This window comes from Microbispora cellulosiformans (assembly GCF_008728085.1).
GTDB lineage: Bacteria > Actinomycetota > Actinomycetes > Streptosporangiales > Streptosporangiaceae > Microbispora > Microbispora amethystogenes.
The window spans coordinates 67,725-86,971 of the sequence record NZ_VYTZ01000005.1; the positions used below are offsets into that span (position 1 = coordinate 67,725).

General features: G+C 71.5%; 17 protein-coding genes. 11 read left to right on the forward strand and 6 right to left on the reverse strand.

Annotated features, from left to right (window positions below; all coding sequences use genetic code 11):
* Window positions 1-67: 67 nt before the first annotated feature.
* The 4 genes from F5972_RS14520 to F5972_RS14535 all read left to right on the forward strand — a co-directional run bounded on the left by F5972_RS14520 (window position 68) and on the right by F5972_RS14535 (window position 3,137).
* Entirely contained in the window at window positions 68-535 is a 468-nt protein-coding gene (locus tag F5972_RS14520; protein WP_150934031.1) for an ArsI/CadI family heavy metal resistance metalloenzyme, read from the forward strand.
* A 112-nt stretch (window positions 536-647) separates the two neighbouring features.
* The gene (locus F5972_RS14525) at window positions 648-1,349 is read left to right on the forward strand and encodes a Clp protease N-terminal domain-containing protein (RefSeq protein WP_150934032.1); all 702 of its coding nucleotides are present in this window, start codon (window positions 648-650) and stop codon (window positions 1,347-1,349) included.
* Window positions 1,350-1,536: 187 nt separating this feature from the next.
* Complete coding sequence (locus F5972_RS14530; protein ID WP_150934033.1) at window positions 1,537-2,235, forward strand: TetR/AcrR family transcriptional regulator; 699 nt, start codon at window positions 1,537-1,539, stop codon at window positions 2,233-2,235.
* Window positions 2,232-3,137 carry an alpha/beta fold hydrolase gene (locus F5972_RS14535; RefSeq protein WP_150934034.1) on the forward strand — a complete coding sequence of 302 codons (906 nt, stop codon included), beginning with the start codon at window positions 2,232-2,234 and terminating at the stop codon, window positions 3,135-3,137. Before F5972_RS14530 ends, F5972_RS14535 begins: the two co-directional genes overlap by 4 nt.
* A gap of 68 nt (window positions 3,138-3,205) precedes the next feature.
* Here F5972_RS14535 and F5972_RS14540 read toward each other — a convergent pair whose 3' ends face one another.
* Both F5972_RS14540 and F5972_RS14545 read right to left on the reverse strand, forming a co-directional pair.
* A complete protein-coding gene (locus F5972_RS14540) occupies window positions 3,206-5,011 on the reverse strand; it encodes a PQQ-dependent sugar dehydrogenase (protein ID WP_150934035.1) in 1,806 nt (601 codons plus the stop codon).
* Between the two features lie 174 nt (window positions 5,012-5,185).
* The gene (locus F5972_RS14545; RefSeq protein ID WP_150934036.1) at window positions 5,186-6,703 is read right to left on the reverse strand and encodes a nitrilase-related carbon-nitrogen hydrolase; all 1,518 of its coding nucleotides are present in this window, start codon (window positions 6,701-6,703) and stop codon (window positions 5,186-5,188) included.
* 228 nt (window positions 6,704-6,931) lie between these two features.
* Here F5972_RS14545 and F5972_RS14550 point away from each other — a divergent pair, with 228 nt between their 5' ends.
* The 5 genes from F5972_RS14550 (at window position 6,932) to F5972_RS37230 (ending at window position 10,614) form a co-directional block, all read left to right on the forward strand.
* Window positions 6,932-8,065 carry a sensor histidine kinase gene (locus F5972_RS14550; protein WP_191910124.1) on the forward strand — a complete coding sequence of 378 codons (1,134 nt, stop codon included), beginning with the start codon at window positions 6,932-6,934 and terminating at the stop codon, window positions 8,063-8,065.
* A gap of 4 nt (window positions 8,066-8,069) precedes the next feature.
* On the forward strand, window positions 8,070-8,750 hold the full coding sequence (locus F5972_RS14555; RefSeq protein ID WP_150934038.1) for a response regulator: 681 nt from the start codon (window positions 8,070-8,072) through the stop codon (window positions 8,748-8,750).
* A gap of 66 nt (window positions 8,751-8,816) precedes the next feature.
* Window positions 8,817-9,809 (forward strand): helix-turn-helix transcriptional regulator, encoded by a 993-nt coding sequence (locus tag F5972_RS14560; protein ID WP_150934039.1) that lies wholly within the window; start codon window positions 8,817-8,819, stop codon window positions 9,807-9,809.
* A gap of 4 nt (window positions 9,810-9,813) precedes the next feature.
* Window positions 9,814-10,416, forward strand: a complete 603-nt coding sequence (locus F5972_RS14565; RefSeq protein WP_150934040.1) for a class I SAM-dependent methyltransferase — start codon at window positions 9,814-9,816, stop codon at window positions 10,414-10,416.
* A 36-nt stretch (window positions 10,417-10,452) separates the two neighbouring features.
* Window positions 10,453-10,614, forward strand: coding sequence for a hypothetical protein (locus F5972_RS37230; RefSeq protein ID WP_191910125.1), 162 nt, complete (start codon window positions 10,453-10,455; stop codon window positions 10,612-10,614).
* A gap of 84 nt (window positions 10,615-10,698) precedes the next feature.
* Here F5972_RS37230 and F5972_RS14570 read toward each other — a convergent pair whose 3' ends face one another.
* Window positions 10,699-12,759 (reverse strand): cellulose binding domain-containing protein, encoded by a 2,061-nt coding sequence (locus F5972_RS14570; RefSeq protein WP_225311490.1) that lies wholly within the window; start codon window positions 12,757-12,759, stop codon window positions 10,699-10,701.
* A gap of 188 nt (window positions 12,760-12,947) precedes the next feature.
* Here F5972_RS14570 and F5972_RS14575 point away from each other — a divergent pair, with 188 nt between their 5' ends.
* The gene (locus F5972_RS14575) at window positions 12,948-13,427 is read left to right on the forward strand and encodes a pyridoxamine 5'-phosphate oxidase family protein (RefSeq protein ID WP_150934041.1); all 480 of its coding nucleotides are present in this window, start codon (window positions 12,948-12,950) and stop codon (window positions 13,425-13,427) included.
* A gap of 31 nt (window positions 13,428-13,458) precedes the next feature.
* Here the strand turns inward: F5972_RS14575 and F5972_RS14580 are convergent, their stop codons facing one another.
* The 3 genes from F5972_RS14580 to F5972_RS14590 form a co-directional block, all read right to left on the reverse strand.
* Window positions 13,459-13,836, reverse strand: coding sequence for a hypothetical protein (locus F5972_RS14580; protein WP_150934042.1), 378 nt, complete (start codon window positions 13,834-13,836; stop codon window positions 13,459-13,461).
* 399 nt (window positions 13,837-14,235) lie between these two features.
* Window positions 14,236-15,009 carry an SDR family NAD(P)-dependent oxidoreductase gene (locus F5972_RS14585; RefSeq protein WP_150934043.1) on the reverse strand — a complete coding sequence of 258 codons (774 nt, stop codon included), beginning with the start codon at window positions 15,007-15,009 and terminating at the stop codon, window positions 14,236-14,238.
* Window positions 15,010-15,083: 74 nt separating this feature from the next.
* Window positions 15,084-15,839: a MarR family winged helix-turn-helix transcriptional regulator gene (locus F5972_RS14590; RefSeq protein WP_225311491.1), complete on the reverse strand. Its 756-nt coding sequence runs from the start codon at window positions 15,837-15,839 to the stop codon at window positions 15,084-15,086.
* Between the two features lie 112 nt (window positions 15,840-15,951).
* Between F5972_RS14590 and F5972_RS14595 the strand changes: the two genes are divergently transcribed.
* Entirely contained in the window at window positions 15,952-19,230 is a 3,279-nt protein-coding gene (locus F5972_RS14595) for an efflux RND transporter permease subunit (RefSeq protein WP_150934044.1), read from the forward strand.
* Window positions 19,231-19,247: the final 17 nt, after the last annotated feature.

A 19,247-nucleotide genomic window follows, 5' to 3' on the forward strand; every position in this document is an offset into this window, starting at 1 on the left:
TATATCTTGATTAGACAATCATCGAAACAGCGGCCTTACCTGCCGCTTCACAGTCCCGGAGGAGCCCATGTCCCGTGTCCAGCTCGCCCTGCGCGTCGCCGACCTGGAAGGGTCGATCGCCTTCTACTCCAAGCTGTTCGGCGTCGAGCCCGCCAAGCGGCGGCCCGGCTACGCCAACTTCGCCGTCGCCGAGCCGCCGCTGAAGCTGGTGCTGCTGGAAGGCGAGGAGGGCGAGCCCACCCGGATGGACCACCTCGGCGTGGAGGTCGAGGACACCTCCCTGGTCACGGACGCGACCGAGCGGCTCAGGGAGGCCGGCCTCGCGACCTTCGAGGAGAACGACGCCACCTGCTGCTACGCCCTCCAGGACAAGGTCTGGGTGCACGGCCCCGGAGGAGAGCCCTGGGAGGTGTACGTGGTCAAGGCCGACGCGGACACGATCGGCGCGAGCGCGACGGTGGTCGCGGGCGGTGACGCCTGCTGCGGCGCCTCCGAGGAGAAGGAGGAGGCCGGCGGGCCGAGCGGTTCTCGGTGACCGGCTCCCGGAAGGTGATCGGGAGGCGGCTACGCGGCTCGGGCCGAGCAGGGTCGGATTGGGCGTCAATTACGGATTGACGATGAGAGAATCGTCAAGCTACGGTTGACGCATGAGTCCACTCAACATCAGCCTCGCCGACCTGATCGCCCGGCTCGACGAGGAACTCCCCGACGCCGACCACCTGGCCCGCATCAGCGAGGCGCAACTGCGTGCCCAGACCCTGTCCGACCTCGCCGACCAGCTCGTCGGCCACTACGTCGGCAAGGCCAAGCAGGCCGGCGCGTCGTGGAGCGAGGTCGGCGACGCCATCGGGGTGTCCAAGCAGGCCGCCCAGCAACGCCACGCGCCGAACGTGTTCGAGCGGTTCACCGACCTGAACCGGCACAGCATCGTGCTGGCACAGGAGGCCGCCCGTACGCACAAGCACGACTTCATCGGCACCGAACACCTCCTGCTCGGCCTGCTCGGCGAACCCCGGGGCCTGGCGTACGAGGTGCTGACGGCGAAGACCGAGTCGGAGCAACGCATCCGCGACGCGATCGAGGAGGCCATGCCGCCGGCCGGGCAGAAGGCGCTGCGGGGTCACATCGCGTTCCGGCCGGAGAGCAAGGACGCCATCGAGCAGGCGTCCCGCGCGTCGGCCGATCTCGGCCACGACTGGGTCGGCACGGAGCACACGCTCCTCGGCCTGATCCGCGTGGAAGAGAGCCCGGCCGCGCGGATTCTGCGCAACCTCGGCTTCACGTCGGACGAGCTGCACGAGACGGTGAAGACCGAGATCGCCGAACGGTCCGCCGCCCGCGACGAGTAGGCCGGCCCAACCTCGCCTGGCGCAGATGGTCGAACCGGTTGAGCGCCCGCCGCCGCATGGGGCGGCCCCGTCCGGTCACGGTCCTCACGGGGGAGGACCGTGACCGGCGACGACGCGGCCGGCCTGACTGTACCGACCGGAGGCGTTGGTTACTGGAGTTCGGTCCTCATGCATTACGATACGGGCCGTGACGTATCGAAATAGTGTTGAGAGGGCGGCGCGTGGCCGTCCCCGTGATGTGGCTCTGGATCAGCGGATCACTGCTGTCGTACTGGAGGTGCTGGCGGAGTCCGGTTACGAGGGGACGTCCTTCGAGGAGGTCGCCCGACGGTGCCAGACGTCCAAGGCGAGCCTGTATCGACGGTGGGGCTCCAAGCGGGAAATGGTGATCGCTGCGGTCAAGGCCGGGCCCGCACAGCGCGGGGCCGGCGAGCCGATCGCCACGGGCAGCCTGCGCGGGGACGTGTTGAGCCTGTGCCGGCGCCTGGACCAGACCATGCGCGCTGCGGACAGTCAGACCACGATGCTGCTCCTGCAGGCGGGCCTGGAGGACCCGGACCTGTGCGATGCCATCGAGAACGCCGTCGGCCCGACAGGAGCTCGGTTGCCGCGACAGGTCATCGACGCCGCGATCGCGCGCGGCGAGCTGCCCGACGGCGCGGACCCTTTCGCATTCGACGAGGTGGTCGGTGCCGCCCTCCTGCTGCGACGGGTCAACGACCTCGCGGTCGACGAGGAGTACCTGTCCGCACTCGTCGACACCATCGTCATCCCAGCCCTGAAGGCATCGTCCGGGCGGGCCCCCCTGCCCGCCGGGATCTTCTCCGGCCACCCGGCCCCCACCGCCCATGAGACCGCCGCGCCTGACGCGAAGGAGAACGCATGACCAGCCGCCTGACGATCAAAGCCTTCGACTACCAGGCCATCCCCGGCGCCAACGGCGTCAACCTGAACGTCGCGGCCGGCGGGAGCGGGCCGGCCGTGGTCCTTCTGCATGGGTTCCCGCAGACCCACTACATGTGGCGCCACGTCGCGGCGAGGCTCGCCGACGACCACACGGTTGTCATCCCTGACCTGCGCGGATACGGCGCCAGCGACAAGCCGGACGGGAGTGACCCCGCCACGTACTCCAAGCGCACGATGGCTCAGGACATCGTAACGGTCGCGTCCGCCCTCGGCGTGGACCGCTTCGGGCTCGTCGGGCACGACCGCGGTGCACTGGTCGCCGTCCGCGCGGGCCTGGACCACCCCGCCGTCGTGGACTACCTGGGGATCCTCGACGTCCTGCCCACCCTCGACACGTGGGCCGTTCTGCGGGGAGTCGACGCCAAGGTCGCCTGGCACCTGTACCTGATGGCTCAGCCCATCGGGCTTCCCGAGAAGATGATCCGCGCAGTCGCTCCGGAGTTCTTCGGCTCCTTCCTGGACGCGTGGGACCCCGGCGGCACGACTTTCACCCCTGAGGAGCGCGCCTACTACATCGACAGCTCGGTCGCCGCGGTCGACTCCATCGTGGCCGACTACCGGGCCACCGCGAGCATCGATCTGGAGATGGATCGAGTCAACCGTGAGCGTGGCGCACAGCTCGCGATGCCGGTGGGTGTCATCTCACAGGACTGGGGCTCCCAGCTTGGCTTCGACGCCGCATCGCTGTGGCGGGCCTGGGCGCCGGACCTGACCTTCCAGCCGACCGCATCCGGGCACTTCATGGCCGAAGAGAATCCCGACGAGATCGCCACCTTCATCACCACCCTTGCGACGCGCCCGAGCGCGCGCGTAACCAACTGATCGCACCCACATCACCGCACCGAGCGGTCGGGCGCGGATGACCGCGCTGACTGCGTTGCCGAGATTGGTCAGGTGGCCGTACAGGTGATGGGCGACGGCGCCTGGACAGCGCCGCCGGACCAGCCGATCGCGAAGTCCATCGTCACCCACGCGCCCGGCGGCAGCGCGCCGTTCCAGGGCTGGTTGGTGACGGTCACCATGGCTCCCGGCGGGGTGGGGCCGCCGTTCCACATCTGCACGTAGCTCAGACCGTTGGGGACCCTGAAGGTGACGGTCCACGAGGAGATGGGCAGCGTTCCCGTGTTCCGCACCATCAGTTCGCCCCGTGAGGCCGCCGTCCACGACAGGATGAAACGGATCGTCGCTTCGCACGAGCGTGTACCGGCGGACGGTGACGGGCTGGGCGACGGTGACGGGCTGGGCGACGGCGTCGCGGAAGGGCTGGGTGACGGCGAGGGGCTTGGTGACGGTGAAGGGGTGGGCGTTGGAGAGGGGCACGGCGAGGCACTGGGCGAGGGGCTTGGTGACGGCGACGGCGACGCGCTTGGCGATGGCGACGGCGAGGGGCTTGGTGACGGCGTCACTGAAGGGCTGACCGACGGCGAGGGGCTGACCGACGGCGTCGCGGAAGGGCTCGGCGACGGTGACGGGCTGGGCGACGGTGACGGCGAGGGGCTGGGCGACGGGGAGAGGCACGGCGAGGAGCCGCCGGACGGCGACGGTGACGGTGACGGTGACGGACCGGCCGACGGGGAGAGCGGCGGACCGGCCGGCGGCGAGGCCGGCGGCGAGGCCGGCGGCCCGCCGTCGACGGGCGGGATCCGGATGATCCGGTCGTCGCCGAGGACAGGAGTCCCGCCGGCGTCGTAGTTGCTTGTCGTCACCCACAGCCAGCCGTCCAGACCGAGGGCCACGGTGCGCAGCCGTCCGTATATCCCCCGAAGCTCGGCCACCGGGGTGCCCACAGAGCCGCCCGCGGCCGGCGCCGCCCACAGCCGCGTTCCGCGCAGGGCCGCGGCGAAGAGCGTCCCGTTGGCGTACGCGAGGCCGCTGGGAGACGCGTCGGCCGGGCGCCAGGTCAGGATCGGGTCGCGCCAGCGTGTGTCGCCGCACACACCTTGGCAGGACGGCCAGCCGTAGTTGCCTCCCGGGACGATGGCGTTGAGCTCGTCCCAGGCGTCCTCGCCGAACTCCGTGGCGTACAGCCGGCCGCCCGTGTCCCAGGCGAGGCCCTGCACATTGCGGTGGCCGTAGCTGTAGACCGGCGAGCCGGCGAACGGGTTGTCCGCGGGCACCGTGCCGTCGGGCCTGATACGCAGGATCTTGCCGCCCAGGGTGCCGTTCTGCGCGTTGTTGGGGTTGCCGGCGTCGCCGGTGGCGACGTACAGCATGCCGTCGGGGCCGAAGGCGATCCGCCCGCCGTTGCGGGACTGGCCGCGGGGAATGCCGCTGAGGACGACCTGCTGCGTGTTGGGGGAGCCCCACCGGAACCGGACCACGCGGTTGTCGGAGGCGCTGGTGAGGTACACGTAGACGAACAGGTCCTGCAGAAAGGCAGGGGACAGGGCGATGCCGAGCAGGCCACCGTCGCCCGTCGTGTACACGTTCTGGATGGTGGTGACCCGGGTGGGCGTGGTCCCCGGATACACCCGCCAGATGTCCGCGGTGGCGCGTTCGGTCACGAGGGCGCTGCGGTCCGGCAGGAACGCCATCCCCCAGGGTGTCTGCAGGCCCGTGACGGCGACCTGCGGCCTGGTGAAGTCGAATCCGCCGGTCGCCGCGCCCGCGGGGGCCGGCCGGGTCGCGACGAGCACCGCGGCGGCGGTTATGGCGCAGAGGACGGCCGCGAGTGCCGCGGACAGACGCTTGGGCATCACGTGCTCCCGGGAAGGGGAGGGGGGCCGCATACCGGCTTGTCAATCATCGAAAGCGTCTTCCGCGTCCGAGGCAACGGTCCGGCGGGGGCCCGGTTCGGTGGCCTGCGTCTTCGTCCGCCGCCGGGGTCCGGGTGAGGAAACTTTCAGACCCCGCGGCGGCGACGGTGAGGGTCAGCGAGCCGCAGGCCGGACGCGGATGATCCGGTCGTCACCGTCGGCCTGGGTCCCTCGGCCGCTGGGGTGCCCGCCTGCCGCGGCCCGGATGCGGGTCAGGGACGCGAGCGCGAGCAGCAGCAGGAGAGCGCAGGCCCAGGCGAACCAGTCGCCGAACCTCGTGTAGGGCGTTTCGGCCGAGCGGGTGGGCAGCGCGGCGAGTACGGACACGAACGGCGCGTCCGCGCTGTGCGCCTCGGTCCGGATCCGGCCGTTGGCGTCGCTCACGACCAGGTCGCCGTCCCGCGCCGCACGCGCCACGGTGAGCCCGGTCTCGACGCCCCGGGTGATCGCCATCCTGCCGTGCAGCCAGCGGTCCCGGCCGAAGTCCCAGCCGGGCACGAAGAGCGCCGTGGCGCCGCTCCTGCGGTAGTCGCGCACCAGGTCGGGCAGGTCCAGGTCGAAACAGATCGCGATCCCCCAGCGGGAGCCCGAACCGGGCACGAAGGCCTTGCGATCCCCGGGTTGGAAGTCGCTTTCCAGCCCGGGGATGAGGTGGTGCTTGAAGTACTCGACCGGCCGGCTCCCGTCGGCGGGGAAGTCGACGGCCGCGTTGCGGAGGACGCCGGACCGCTTGAGGATCAGCCCGGCGATGATGTCGACGTGGTGGTCGGCGGCGAGCCGCGCCAGCGGCGCCGCCAGGACGGGCAGCGTCGCGTCGTCGGCGATGAAGACCTTCTCCGGCATCACCACGACCCGCGCGCCGCGTGCGGCGAGGCCCGGGATCCGCGCCGTGTACCGCCCGAGGAGGGCACGTCCCTCCGCCGAGGCGACCGGGACCCAGCCGTCCTTCATCCGATCGATGGCGAGCAGCGCCACCTTCTCCGAGCCCGAGTCTTCCCCGTACGGCGCGCGCAGCCGCCAGGCGCCGTACCCCAGCGCCAGGGCGAGGATGGTCGCGGCGACGACCGCCACCCGCAGCCGCCCGGCCGCCCGCGGTGCGAAGAACGCGGCGACGGCCGCGGGAAGTCCGAGGACCAGGAACGTGACTCCCCACGGTCCGGTGACCGAGGCGGTCTGCAGGACCGGAAGGACGTCGGCCTGGGTGTAGGCCAGGCTCCACCATGCTCCGTTCGGCGACAGGACAGAGGACGCGTACTCGACGGCGACCCAGGCCGCCGGCACGACGGCGGCGGCCGTCAGCGGACGTCCCCTCAGCACCAGCGCCCGGGACGACAGGACGACCAGACCGAACAGCAGCGCCGACCCGACGACCAACGACACGACCATCGGTGGCGGAATCCGCACCGTGTCGAGGAAGTAGCCCCACATCGCCGTCTCCCCGCCGAGCCACGCGGCCGACGCCGCGAGGAACGTGGTGCGAGCGCCGGCGTGGTGGGCGAGGACGAGCACCGGCAGCGGTGCGAGCCAGGTGAGCCAGGGCACCGGCGTGAGCCCGGTGCCGAAATGCAACAGCGTCGCCGACAGCGCCGTGGCGGCGAGCGCCACGGCCAGACGCCGGATCGGTGGATTCATCGTGCAGCCTCCTTTTCAGCCGCCCCGACCCTCCAGGACCCGGCCTGGACGCACATCACCGGCGGGAGCGGTCCGGGTCCCGGTCGAAGGGACCGGGACCGCTCGGAGAGTCGTGGCAGCGGGTCTCACTCGAAGGAGTGAGACAGCCGTCAGCCGAGCGGGGGAGGCGACGGCGGGGGCCGCGCGCATAGTCTTGCCGGGTTCTCTCCGACAACCCCGGAGCCGGTCATGCGGGCGAGCATCCTGAGTCCATCAAGGGCCGACGTCGCGATCGCCGCCGTCGTCACCGTGATGACGGTGACACCCCTCCTGGTCCCGTACCGGCAGCCGTGGTGGGCCGTGGCGCTCGCCGTCCTGATGTCGGTGCCCGTGCTGTGGCGGCGGCGCGTCATTCTCCCCGTCGGGGCGGTCGTGGGCTGCGCCACGACGGTCCTGGCGATCGCGGTGAAGCCGTTGCCGCACTCCGGGGCTCTGGTTCTGCTGCTGCCCTACGGAGTGCTCGTATGCACCTACACGTTCGCGGCGGCGGACCTCTCCCGGGCACGGCGCGCCGGGGGCGTCGCGGGGCTCGCCGCCGGCGTGGCCGTGTCGCTCGTCGTCCCGCAGGAGAATCTGGAGACCTACCGTTACCTCCTCACCGCGATCGTCGCCGCGTACGCCCTCGGTGTGAGCGCACGAGCCCGGCGGGCCGGCCGTGCGGCCGAACGGGAGCGCGAAGCTCGTGTCCGCGAGGAACGTGCCGCCGCGGTCGCACGCGAACGCACGCGGATCGCCCGCGACATGCACGACATCGTGACCCACTCGGTCGGCCTCATGGTGATCCAGGCGGAGACCGGCCCGCTGGTGGTGCGCGATCACCCGGAGAAGGCCGAGGCGGTCTTCGAGGCGATCGCGGAGGCGGGGCGGGACGCGATCGGCCAGCTCCGCCTGATCCTCGGCGCGCTGCGCGGAAGCGAAGGGCCCGGTGTCCCGGCTCCGGCCCGGGGGCCGCAACCCGGGCTCGACGCCCTGCCCGGCCTGCTGGACAACGCCCGCAGGGCGGGCCTGGACGTCTCCGCCGACATGCGGGGTGAGCCACGGCGCCTTCCCTCCGACGTGGACGTCGCGGCGTACCGGATCGTCCAGGAGGCGCTGACCAACACGATCCGGCACGCCGGCGCGAGCACCGTCCGCGTACGGGTCCGCTGGTCCGGTGACACCCTGGACGTCGAGGTCGCCGACGACGGCCGGGGCGGGCGGGAGCTACGGGAGGGACACGGCATGATCGGGATGCGGGAGCGGGTCACGGCCTGCGGCGGCCGGCTCGCCGTCCGGCCGGGGAACCCGGGTCTCACCGTCACCGCGACACTGCCGATCGGCTGACGGCGTGCTGCGCGTGCTCGTCGCCGACGACCAGGACCTGTTCCGCGGCGGCTTCGCGATGATCCTCGGCGCCCATGACGACATCGCCGTGGTCGGCGAGGCGGCCGACGGCGCCGAGGCCGTCGCGAAGGCGGTCGAACTGGAGCCGGACGTCGTGCTCATGGACATCCGGATGCCCGGCGTGGACGGCGTCGAGGCCACCGCGCGGGTGTGCCGCAGGACCCGCGCGAAGGTGCTGGTCCTGACGATGTACGACGCCGACGAGTACGTCTACGACGCCCTGCGCGCCGGGGCCAGTGGTTTCCTGCTCAAGGACGTTCGCCGGGACGACCTCGTACGCGCCGTCCGCCTGGTGGCCGCGGGGGAGTCGCTGCTGGCCCCCGCGATCACCAGGCGCCTGGTCGCCGAGTTCGTCGGGCGTGGACGTGCCCGGCCCCGGCTACAGCGGCGACTCGGTGAGCTCACCGACCGGGAGACGGACACGCTGCGGCTGCTCGCACGGGGCCGGTCCAACGCCGAGATCGCCGCGGATCTGGTGGTCTCCGAGCACACGGTCAAGAGTCACGTGAGCAATCTGCTGACGAAACTGGACCTGCGCGACCGCGCCCAGGCCGTCGTCTTCGCGTACGAATCCGGCCTGGTCGTCGCCGGTGAACAGGAGATGACCCACACCGACCGGCGCTGACGACCCGGTGCCGCGTACCGCTTCCGGATTGTTAATCTACATTGTAAAGGTGGCAGATTGGTTGACATGCGCGCCAGTCGGTTGCTGTCCCTACTTCTGTTGCTCCAAACCCGCAACAGGGTGACCGCCGCCGAACTCGCCGAAGAGCTCGAAGTGTCGGTCCGGACCGTCTATCGGGATGTCGAGGCGCTTTCCGCCGCCGGAGTGCCCGTGTACGCCGACCGCGGGCCGCTGGGCGGCTACCGGCTGCTCGACGGCTACCGCACCCGCCTGAACGGGCTGACCGCGGAGGAGGCGTCCTCGCTGTTCCTGGCGGGCCTGCCGGGGCCGGCCGCCGAGCTGGGGCTGGGCGAGTTCGCGGCGGCGGCGGAGCTGAAGCTGCTGGCCGCGCTGCCGCCCGGGCCGCGGTCGCACGCGGCCCGGATGCGCGAGCGGTTCCACCTCGACGTGCCGGGGTGGTACCGCAGCGCCGACGAGGCGCCGTTGCTCACGGAGGTGGCGGAGGCGGTCTGGGAGGAACGGGTGCTCCGCATGCGATACCGCCGCTGGGGGCCGGCCGAGGTCGAACGCCTGCTGCATCCGTACGGCCTGGTGCTGAAGGGCGGCTCGTGGTACCTGGCCGCGGCCTGTTCCGGCACGGTGCGGACCTACCGGGTGAGCCGGATCATCGAGGCCGAGGTCCTTGGTGAGCGGTTCGAGCGGCCGCCGGACTTCGACCTCGCGGAGTTCTGGCGCGGCTTCGCCGAGGGGTTCGCCGCGCGCATGTACACCGCCGAGGCGGTCGTACGGCTCGCACCGGGCGGGGAGGACCTGTTCCGGTACACCCTCGGCGGCGACGTCGCCGACAAGGCGCTGGCGAACGGGCACTCCGAGCCGGGCGGCTGGACGCGGCTGACAGTGCCGGTCGAGTCGCTCACACACGCACGGTGGCTGCTGCTGCGCCTGGGCACCCTGGTCGAGGTGCTGGAACCACCCGAGCTGCGCGCGCTGATGGCCGAGGCCGTCGCCGACCTGTCCCGGCTGTACGGCACGGAGCAGGAGCCCGGCACGGCAGGATGAGCCCATGTCAGCGGACGGCGGCAGGCGATGGAACCACAACATCCACTACCATCCCCGCATCCTGCGGGCGGTTCCCGATGGAGCCAAGCGGGCTCTCGACGTGGGCTGCGGCGAGGGCATGCTCGCGCGGGAGCTCCGGCGGACGGTGCCGCGCGTCGTCGGCATCGATCTTGACGCGCCCAGTATCGAGCAGGCCCGTGAGCAGCCCGGCGACGTCGACTACATCCTCGGCGACTTCCTCACCCACCCCTTCGCGCCGGCCTCGTTCGACGTCGTGGTGTCCGTGGCCACCCTGCACCACATGGACGCCGCGACCGGGCTGGCCCGCATGCGCGACCTGCTGCGTCCCGGGGGCGTCCTGGCCGTCGTCGGGCTGGCGCGCAGCACCCTGCCCGGTGACCTGCCGCACGACCTGGCCGGCACCGTCCTCGGCACCTTCCTCCGCGTCACGAAGGGCCACTGGCAGCATCCGTCCCCCACGGTGTGGCCGCCGCCGGTGACGTACCCGCAGATGCGGGCGATGGCCGCCGAGATCCTGCCCGGCTCCCGGTATCGCCGGCACCCGCTGTTCCGCTACAGCATCGTCTGGTGCAAACCCCGGGCCTGAACGGGCAGAGCGCGCGGGGGGTGGCGCGCTGCGAGTGTGGGCCCGCGCCTACGGCGAGCCCTCGGCCACGACGAGGCGGCGATCGGGAAGCTTCGGGCTCCGGCCGAGGCCGGCGGCTCCGTCGCGGCGGCGGAGCCGGCCGAGTCGGAGCACGCCGTCGTCGAGCGGGGCGAGAACGGCACGCCGCTCCCTGGCTGAAGCCGCTGAGGCCCTGCCCGGGGCGCGGCGTACCGGGTTCACCGGCCGGTACGCCGCGCCGTGCTCGTCTTCAGGAGGCCCGGGTCATCGGGTGGTGCAGACGGTGCCGTTCAGGGTGAAGGCGGTGGGCAGGACGTTGGGGCCGCTGTAGGCGCCGACGAAGCCGATGGAGGTGGTGGCGCCGGGGGCGAGCTTGCGGTTGTCCGGTGTGCTGGTGACGGTCACCGACTTCCCGCTCTGCGTCCAGTTGGCGCTCCATCCGCTGCTGACGCTCTGCCACGTGGTGGGCCAGGTGAAGTTGAGGGTCCAGCCGTCGAGGGCGGCGGTGCCGGTGTTGGTGATGTCGACGTTGCCGACGAACCCGCTGGCCCAGTCGGTGGTGTCCGTCAGGCGTACGGCGCAGGAGCTCTCGTCGGGAGAGCCGGTGGTGAAGGTGAGCGGCGCGGAGGCCCAGGAGACGCGGCCGGCGGTGTCGCGGGCGATCACGTTGACCGTGTAGCGGGTGCCGGGGTTGAGGTTGTGCACCACGTAGGAGGTGACGGAGGTCTCGCCGAGCTGCTCGGTGACGGCGCCGTTCTGGCGGTGGATCTCGTACTTGGCGACGGGAGCGGCGCCAGGTGTGGAGGCGGGCCAGGAGATGGTGGCGGTCTTGTCGGTGACGCCGCTGACGGTGGGCTGCCCGGGCGCCCCGGGGGCGCCCGTGGCGGCCGCCGCCGGGTGCAGCACCAGCGCGGTCACCGAGTACGGCGGGAGGGCCTGGGTGGTGGCGGTGCCGCCGTGGCCGGTGCTGACGGACGTCGCGCCGTTGGTGAGGCTGGACACCGTGGGCGCCTCGGCGGCGGGGGCGAACCCGGCATAGCCGATCTTCACCTGGCGCTCGTTGTCGGGGTCGCGGTTGACCAGCAGCACGGCGAGGTCGCCGTTGGGGCGGCGGACCGCGTGGGCCGCGACCAGCGGCTCGTCGGTGGCCGCGCGGACGAACTGGTCGCCGGGCCGCGCGAACGCGCTGACCATGGAGATCGCGTGGTAGGGCGCGAAGGGCGTGTTGAAGGGGGGTTCGCAGACGTCGCCCGTGCAGCCGGCGCTGGACAGCATGCCGAAGTCGCCGTAGTCGGTGTGGCCGGCGACCGTGCTGACGGTGCCGATCCCGTTGTGGACGTTCCACCAGTCGATCGTGAACAGACCCTGCTCCATGAGGCCCGCGTAGGCGTCGGCGGCGAACAGCGCGGCGGGCTGGGTGTTGTACGCGATCCCGCTGTTGATCTCGGTCATGGAGATGCCGATGTCACCGGCGCGGGCGCCCGCGTGCCTGGCGATCTGCTGCTTGACCATGGAGATCATGTCGGGGATGTGCGCGGTCTTGGTGAGGACGTCGGCGACGTCGGTGTGCGGGGGATACCAGTGCAGGACGACAAAGTCGATCTTCGAGGCGGCGATCGACAGGACGGTGTCGTTCCAGGTGGCCTGGTCGCCGTCGGCGACGATGCCGTCGGGCCAGTTGGCGGGGGTGGTGAGCACCGCGCCGATCTTGACGGTTGGATCGACCGCCTTCATCGCGTCGGCGTACTTCACGACGTTCCTGGCGTACTCGGCCGGGGTCTTGTCGGCGTGGTCGTCGGCCTCCCAGTCGGCGCCGTAGTGGCCGTTGCCGTAGTTCTCGTTGCCGATCTCCCAGTATTTGACGCCGTAGCCCTTGGTGACGTTGGCGTACTTGACCCAGTCGGCGGCCTCCTCGGCGGTGCCGGTGCCGTAGTTGGCGATGACGATCGGCTGCGCGCCGGTGCGCTGCGCGCCGCGGATGAAGGTGTCGAAGTCCGTGTTGGGGGCGACGTAGCCGCCGGGGGCGGTATGGGTCTTCCAATGGTAGATGTCGGCGTACGACCCGCCGGGGTAGCGCAGCATCTTCACACCGGCGGCCTTGAGGAGGTCCGCGGTCTCGTTCGTTCCGAGGTTGGAGTCCCATATCGCGTGGTTGGTGCCCACGGCGGTGTCGGACGCGACGGCCAGAGCCGCGCGCGTGTTGACGGTGACGTTGACCGGTGCCGTCTCGGCGCCGGCGGAGGGGATGCCCGCGAGGGTCTGGGCGGCCACCACTGCGCCCATGAGGAGCGCGAGGGCCAGCCTGGTGGTACGCAGGGTGCTCATGACGTCCCTTTTCTGGAGGATCTTGCCGTGCGATCGTGATGAGGCCGTGTGGAACGGTCAAGGAGAGCGCCTCGTGGGCGGTCATGAGCTGCGGGGGAGTTAGGCGGGGCGTGCAACTTTCATCCGCCTGGTCTCACCGCTGTGCGGTGGACCGGAGGAATGTCGGTGGGGTCCGGCAGGATGGCCGCATGGCTTCCTGGCAGGAGATCGAGAAGGAGATTCCCGCGCTGGCGGCGCGCGTGCTGGCGAGCATGGGAAAGGGCAGGCACAAGACGATGGCGACGCTGCGGCGGGACGGCTCGCCGCGCATCAGCGGCACCGAGGTGGAGTTCAAGGACGGGGAGGTGTGGCTGGGGTCGATGCCGGGGGCGATGAAGGCGCTCGACCTGCGCCGCGATCCGCGGGTGGCGATCCACGGCCCCTCCGTCGACCCGGACGAGCGCGATCCTGCCTCCTGGGACGGCGAGGCCAAGCTGGCCGGGCGGGCCGTCGAGGTCACCGACCCGGCCGCGCGTGAGGCGTACGGAGTGCCGCCGGAGGAGGACTCCCACCTGTTCCGGGTCGAGGTGACCGAGGTGGTCCACACGCGCGTGGACGAGTCGGGGGAGCAGCTGGTGATCGAGATGTGGCACGAGGGCGCCGGTCACCGGGTGGTCCGCCGCCGCTGACCCTTTCCCGCCGCCGCGCGCGGCGGCGGCGTCAGGACCTGAAGTGGGTGGGCATGTTCTGCCCGGCCAGGCAGACGGCGGGCCGGGATCCGCAGACGAGGGCCTGCCCGGCGTACCCGCCGACACCGGTCATCACCTGCTGGGTCTGTCCGATGACGAACGTGGGAGCCTGCAGGCCGTTGAGGTTCTGGTTGGACCTGCCCGCACCCGACCTGCCCTGCGCGCCGGTGGCCTGGCCGCCGCTGATGATCTGACCCCCGCCGCCACCGCCGGGGCGGGGGGCGTGGAACGCGGCAACTGCCGTACGGGGATGGGGCGAGGCGACCTGCGCGGCGGCCGGCTGCGCGGCGGCGATTCCCGCCGCCGGTGTGGCAAGTACGGCCGCCAGCGTGGCGAGAAGCGCGGCCATGGGCGGTGCCGCAGGGCGCGGGGCCAGGACCGGCCGCCGGTTCGCGGGGACCGTCGTGGTGACTGGCGCGAGGTCTGTCGCGGGGACGGTTGCGCCGCGCGGGCTCCGCGTGCGGTAGCGGGACATCTCGGTGCGTGCCTTCCTGTTCCTGCCCCGGCGTTCGCTGTCGCTCGTCTTCCGCCGGGACGTGACCCTCCTACCCCGCGTGGAACCTCACTAGTTACGGTGAGCAGCCAAGGAACGGTGCTCTGTCGCCAAGCACCCGATGTATCCAGGTGCTGCCGCCCAGGACCAGTGACGGATCGGTCGCGGCTCCGAGCGACGGCGGCTCCACGGTGTCTCCGGGATGGGGTATCCGGCGGTGGCGGCACCGGTCCTCCGGCGGGCGCCGCCGTCCGGTCAGTGGACGCTGAAGCCGCCGTCGACGCAGATGGCCTGGCCCGTGACGTACGACGCGGCGTCGGAGGCGAGGAACACGGCCACGCCGCGGAAGTCGCCCGGGACGCCGTTGCGGCCGCTCATGGTCCGGGCGGCCATCGCCTCCACCCGCCCGGGAACGGCCTGGGCGGCAGCGTTGAGCGGAGTCAGCACGAATCCCGGCACGATCGTGTTGGCGGTGACTCCGCGGCCGGACCACGCCTCGGCCTGCGAACGGGTCAGCCCGCACACGGCGGCCTTGGACACGCCGTAGACGCCGCTGTCGCCGAAGGCGCTGATCGACTGCTGGGAGCCGACGTTGATGATCCGTCCCCAGCCGCGGGCGGCCATCCGGGGCCCGAAGTGCTGCCCGAGCAGGAACGGCGCGGTGAGGTTGACGGCGATGGTCTGGTCGTAGTCGTCGGCGGAGAGGCCGGCCATGGGCCTGCGGATGTTGTTGGCGGCGTCGTTGACGAGGATGTCGACGTCGCCGAAGAATCCGTGCGCCTGCTCGCACACGCGGTCGATCGCGGCGCGGTCGCCGAGGTCGGCGCTGATCGTCGCCGCCCGCACTCCGTGGCCGTCGAGCCGGGCGGCGGCTTCGGCGAGTTCTCTCTCCCGGCGGGCGACCAGGATCACGGCCGCCCCCGCCCGCCCGAGGGACTCCGCCATCGCGTATCCGATGCCGGAACTGCCTCCGGTGACCAGGGCCACCCGGCCGGTCAGGGAGAAGAGCTCTTCGATGTGGATCGGCACATCGGGTGACGCTAGCAGCGGCCCGCCCCGGTGCGGCGCCCGCCCCTGCGCACTCCCACGGGCCGCGCGGACGGTCAGCCGCGGCGGGGGAGTCCTCCGGTGGACGCCGCGTCGTCCGCGGCCTCGGCGGCCTCGGCGGCGTGGGCGGCGGCGCCGGAGGAGAGGTCGTCGATGACGCCGTTCACGGCGTCGGTGACGGTCTCCTCGGCGTGCAGGTCGCGCATCGCGTCCTCGATCTTGCGCATGACCGTTTCCATGGTGCGCAGGGTCTCGGTGTCGAGCCGCCGCAGGAGGCGGACGTAGCCGCCCGTGCCGGCTTCGATGATCTCGCCGGTGAGCCGCCGCCCCGCCTCGGTGAGCTCGACGAGGCGTACGCGGCGGTCGTGGGGGTCCTCGTGCCGGGTGACCAGGCCCTGCGCGACCACCCGGTCGACGATGCCGGTGACGGTCGCCAGGCCGACGCCGAGGTGGCGGGAGAGCTCCTGGCCGGAGGTGGGCCCCGCGAACGACAGGAGCATGACGACCTTGAACTGCTGCATGGTCAACGTGGAGGCCATCAGCGGCATCGAGCGGTCGCGCGCGAAGAAGCGGCCCAGGCTACGCTGGAGATCCGCGAGCCTGGTGATGATCTCTCCGCGCTCGGTCTCCTCTTCCGCGGTGGCCTCCTCGGGGGTGGCCTCGTCCGCGCGGGCGTGGGCGTACGGGCGGCCGGCCTGGGGGCGGGGGCCGCTCGTCCGGTCCGTCTCCGGGCTCTCCTCCCGGCTCGCGTACGGGGTCTCCTCGGATCCCGTTCCGGTGCGGGGGCGTCGCTCGGCTGCGCTGTCGTTCACGTTCCACCTCTCGTCACGAGAGGTTACCAGCGTTTAATACACCGGCTAAATGTTAGGGCCATGCGAAGTGTTAGGGTTGCGCCAAACACTTCCTCCGTTGTCAGGAGTTCGGATGACCTCCTTGGCCAGGCTGAGCCTTGCCAACCGCGCACTAGTGATCATGGTCGCGCTGGTGCTCGCGGGATTCGGCCTCTTCGCGATCCCCTCGCTGAAGCAACAGCTCTTCCCGTCCCTGGAGTTCCCGGCGGCCTTCACGGTGGCGAGCTATCCCGGGGCCGCTCCCGACATCGTGGAGGAGCAGGTCACCAAGCCGATCGAGAGCGCCTTCCAGGGCATCGCCGGCGTCACCGACATCACCTCCACCTCCCGTGAGGGGATGTCGCAGGTGCAGGTCGCCTACGAGTACGGCACCGACATCGACCAGATGACCGGCAAGATGCAGCAGGCCGTGAGCCGGATCAAGGCGCAGCTTCCGGCCGACGTCGACCCCCAGGTGGTGGCGGGCAGCACCGACGACATCCCGGTCATGGCGATCGCCGTGGGCGACGGCGGCGACGAGCACGCCATGGCCGACAAGATCGAGCGCATCATGGTGCCGGAGCTGCAGTCGATCGAGGGCGTGCGCGACGTCACCGTCAGCGGCGCCCGCGAACAGCAGGTCGTCATCACCCCCGATCTCGGCAAGATGACCTTCCTGGGGCTGTCGGCCGCCGCGATTCCCGACCTCCTGCGGGCCAACGGGGTGTCCATCCCGGCCGGCACGCTGACCGAGGACGGCAAGTCGCTGACCGTGCAGATCGGCGATCCCGTCCGTACGGTCAAGGACCTGGAGAACCTGTACCTCACCCCCGCGAGCGCCCCGGCGGGCCAGCCGGGTGGGAGCCAGCGCGGTGCGGCCGGGGGGCAGGGGCTCCCCGGCCAGGCGCCGGCCGGGCGCGGCGCGACAGCCGGGGGAGCCGGTGCGGCGGGCGGCGCGGCGGCTCCGGCCAGGGCGCCGAAGCCGGTCAAGCTGGGCGACGTGGCCGACATCAAGATTGAAAACGCCACCGCGACCACCATCACCCGCACCAACGGCTCACCCAGCCTCGGCGTCTCGATCACCATGGTCCCCGACGGCAACGCGGTGCAGATCTCCCACGACGTCAACGACGCCCTCCCCGGGCTGACCCGCGCCCTCGGCGACAGCGCCGAGCTGAACGTCGTGTTCGACCAGGCGCCGTACGTCGAGAGGTCCATCGAGGACCTCACCACCGAGGGCCTGCTGGGCCTGGCCTTTGCCGTGCTCGTCATCCTGGTGTTCCTGCTGTCGGTGCGTTCGACGCTGGTCACGGCGGTGTCCATCCCGCTGTCGGTCGTGATCGCCCTGATCGCGCTGTGGGCGGGCGACTACTCGCTCAACCTGCTCACGCTGGGCGCGCTGACGATCGCGGTCGGCCGGGTCGTCGACGACTCCATCGTGGTGCTGGAGAACATCAAGCGCCATCTCGCCTACGGCGAGGAGAAACGGAGTGCGGTCCTGACGGCCGTACGCGAGGTGTCCGGCGCGGTCACCGCCTCCACGCTGACCACGGTCGCGGTGTTCCTGCCGATCGGCTTCGTCGGCGGTCTGGTCGGGGAGCTATTCAGCTCCTTCGCCATCACGGTCACCGTGGCGCTGCTGGCGTCGCTGCTGGTCGCGCTGACCGTCATCCCGGTCCTGGCGTACTGGTTCCTCAAGGCGCCGAAGCTCACCCCGCAGGAGGCGCAGGCCGTACGCGAGGACGCCGAGCGCAGGGAACTGCGCAGCCCGCTGCAGCGGATCTACCTGCCGGTGCTGCGCTTCGCGACCCGGCGGCGCCTGGTGACGATGCTCATCGGCGTCGTCGTGTTCGCCGCGACGATGGCGCTGGCGCCCAAGCTGAAGACCAACTTCCTCGACTCCTCCGGCAACGACACCCTGCAGATCAGCCAGCGGATGCCGGCCGGGACCGACCTCGCGACCACCGACACGGCCGCCAAGAAGATCGAGGAGGTGCTGGCCGCCGACACGAAGGACGTGAAGTCCTACCAGGTGACGGTCGGCGGCGGCAACCGCTTCCTCGGCGGGCTGGGCGGCGCCTCCGACCGCGCCTCCTACTCCGTCACCCTGCAGGAGGGCGTGGACACGCCCGTCCTGGAGGAGCGGCTGCGTGAGCGGCTGAAGGGCCTGAGCGGCATCGGCGACGTCACCGTCGGCGGCAACGGCGGCGGGGGCGGGTTCAACTCCGACCAGGTGCAGGTCATCGTGCAGGGGCCCGACCAGGACGCGCTGAAGACGGCCGCCGCCTCGGTCCGCGACGCCATGGCCGGCATCGGCGGTCTGCGGGACGTCACCTCCAACCTCGAGGACAGCATCCCCCGGGTCGAGGTGCACGTGGACCGCGAGAAGGCCGCCGCCCGCGGCCTGACCGAGGCCGGCATCGGGCAACTGGTCGCGCAGGCGTTCCGCGGCGCGCCGGTCGGCTCGATCGACGTGGACGGCCGCTCCAGCGACGTGATCCTGCGCGGGTCCGGCGACGCCCCCGACGACCTCGCCGCGATCGAGAAGCTCACCCTTCCCACTGCGACCGGCCTGGTGAAGCTGTCCGACGTCGCCGACGTCGTCAAGGCCGACGGGCCGACCCAGATCACCCGCCAGGACGGCGACCGCACCGCGACCGTGTCGGGCGCGGCCGACGCCTCCAACCTGGGCGCGATCACCGCCAAGGTCACCGACAAGCTGAAGACCCTGACGCTGCCCGCCGGGGTGACGTACAAGATCGGCGGCGCGAGCTCCGACCAGCAGGAGGCGTTCGCCGACCTCGGCATGGCGATACTGATCGCCATCGCGATCGTCTTCATGATCATGGTGGCGACGTTCCGCAGCCTCGTGCAGCCGCTGATCCTGCTGGTGTCGATCCCGTTCGCGGCGACCGGCGCCATCGGACTGCTGCTGGTCACCGACACCGCGCTCGGCGTGCCCGCCCTGATCGGCATGCTGATGCTGATCGGCATCGTCGTCACCAACGCCATCGTGCTGATCGACCTGATCAACCAGTATCGCGAGCAGGGGCTCGGCGTGACCGAGGCGGTCATCGAGGGCGGCCGGCGCCGCCTGCGTCCCATCCTGATGACCGCGATCGCGACGATCTGCGCGCTCACCCCGATGGCGCTGGGCGCGACGGGGTCGGGCGGGTTCATCTCCCAGCCGCTGGCCATCGTCGTGATCGGCGGCCTGCTGTCCTCGACGCTGCTCACGCTGGTCCTGGTGCCCGCCCTCTACGTCATCGTCGAACGCCTGAAGGAGCGCATGCGCCGCGCTCCCGCCCGGCCCGGGGGCGACGACGGCGAGGTCACGGTGTACGACGAGGAGGCCCTCGAACCCGCCCGATGAGGTGCCTGTGACGGCGC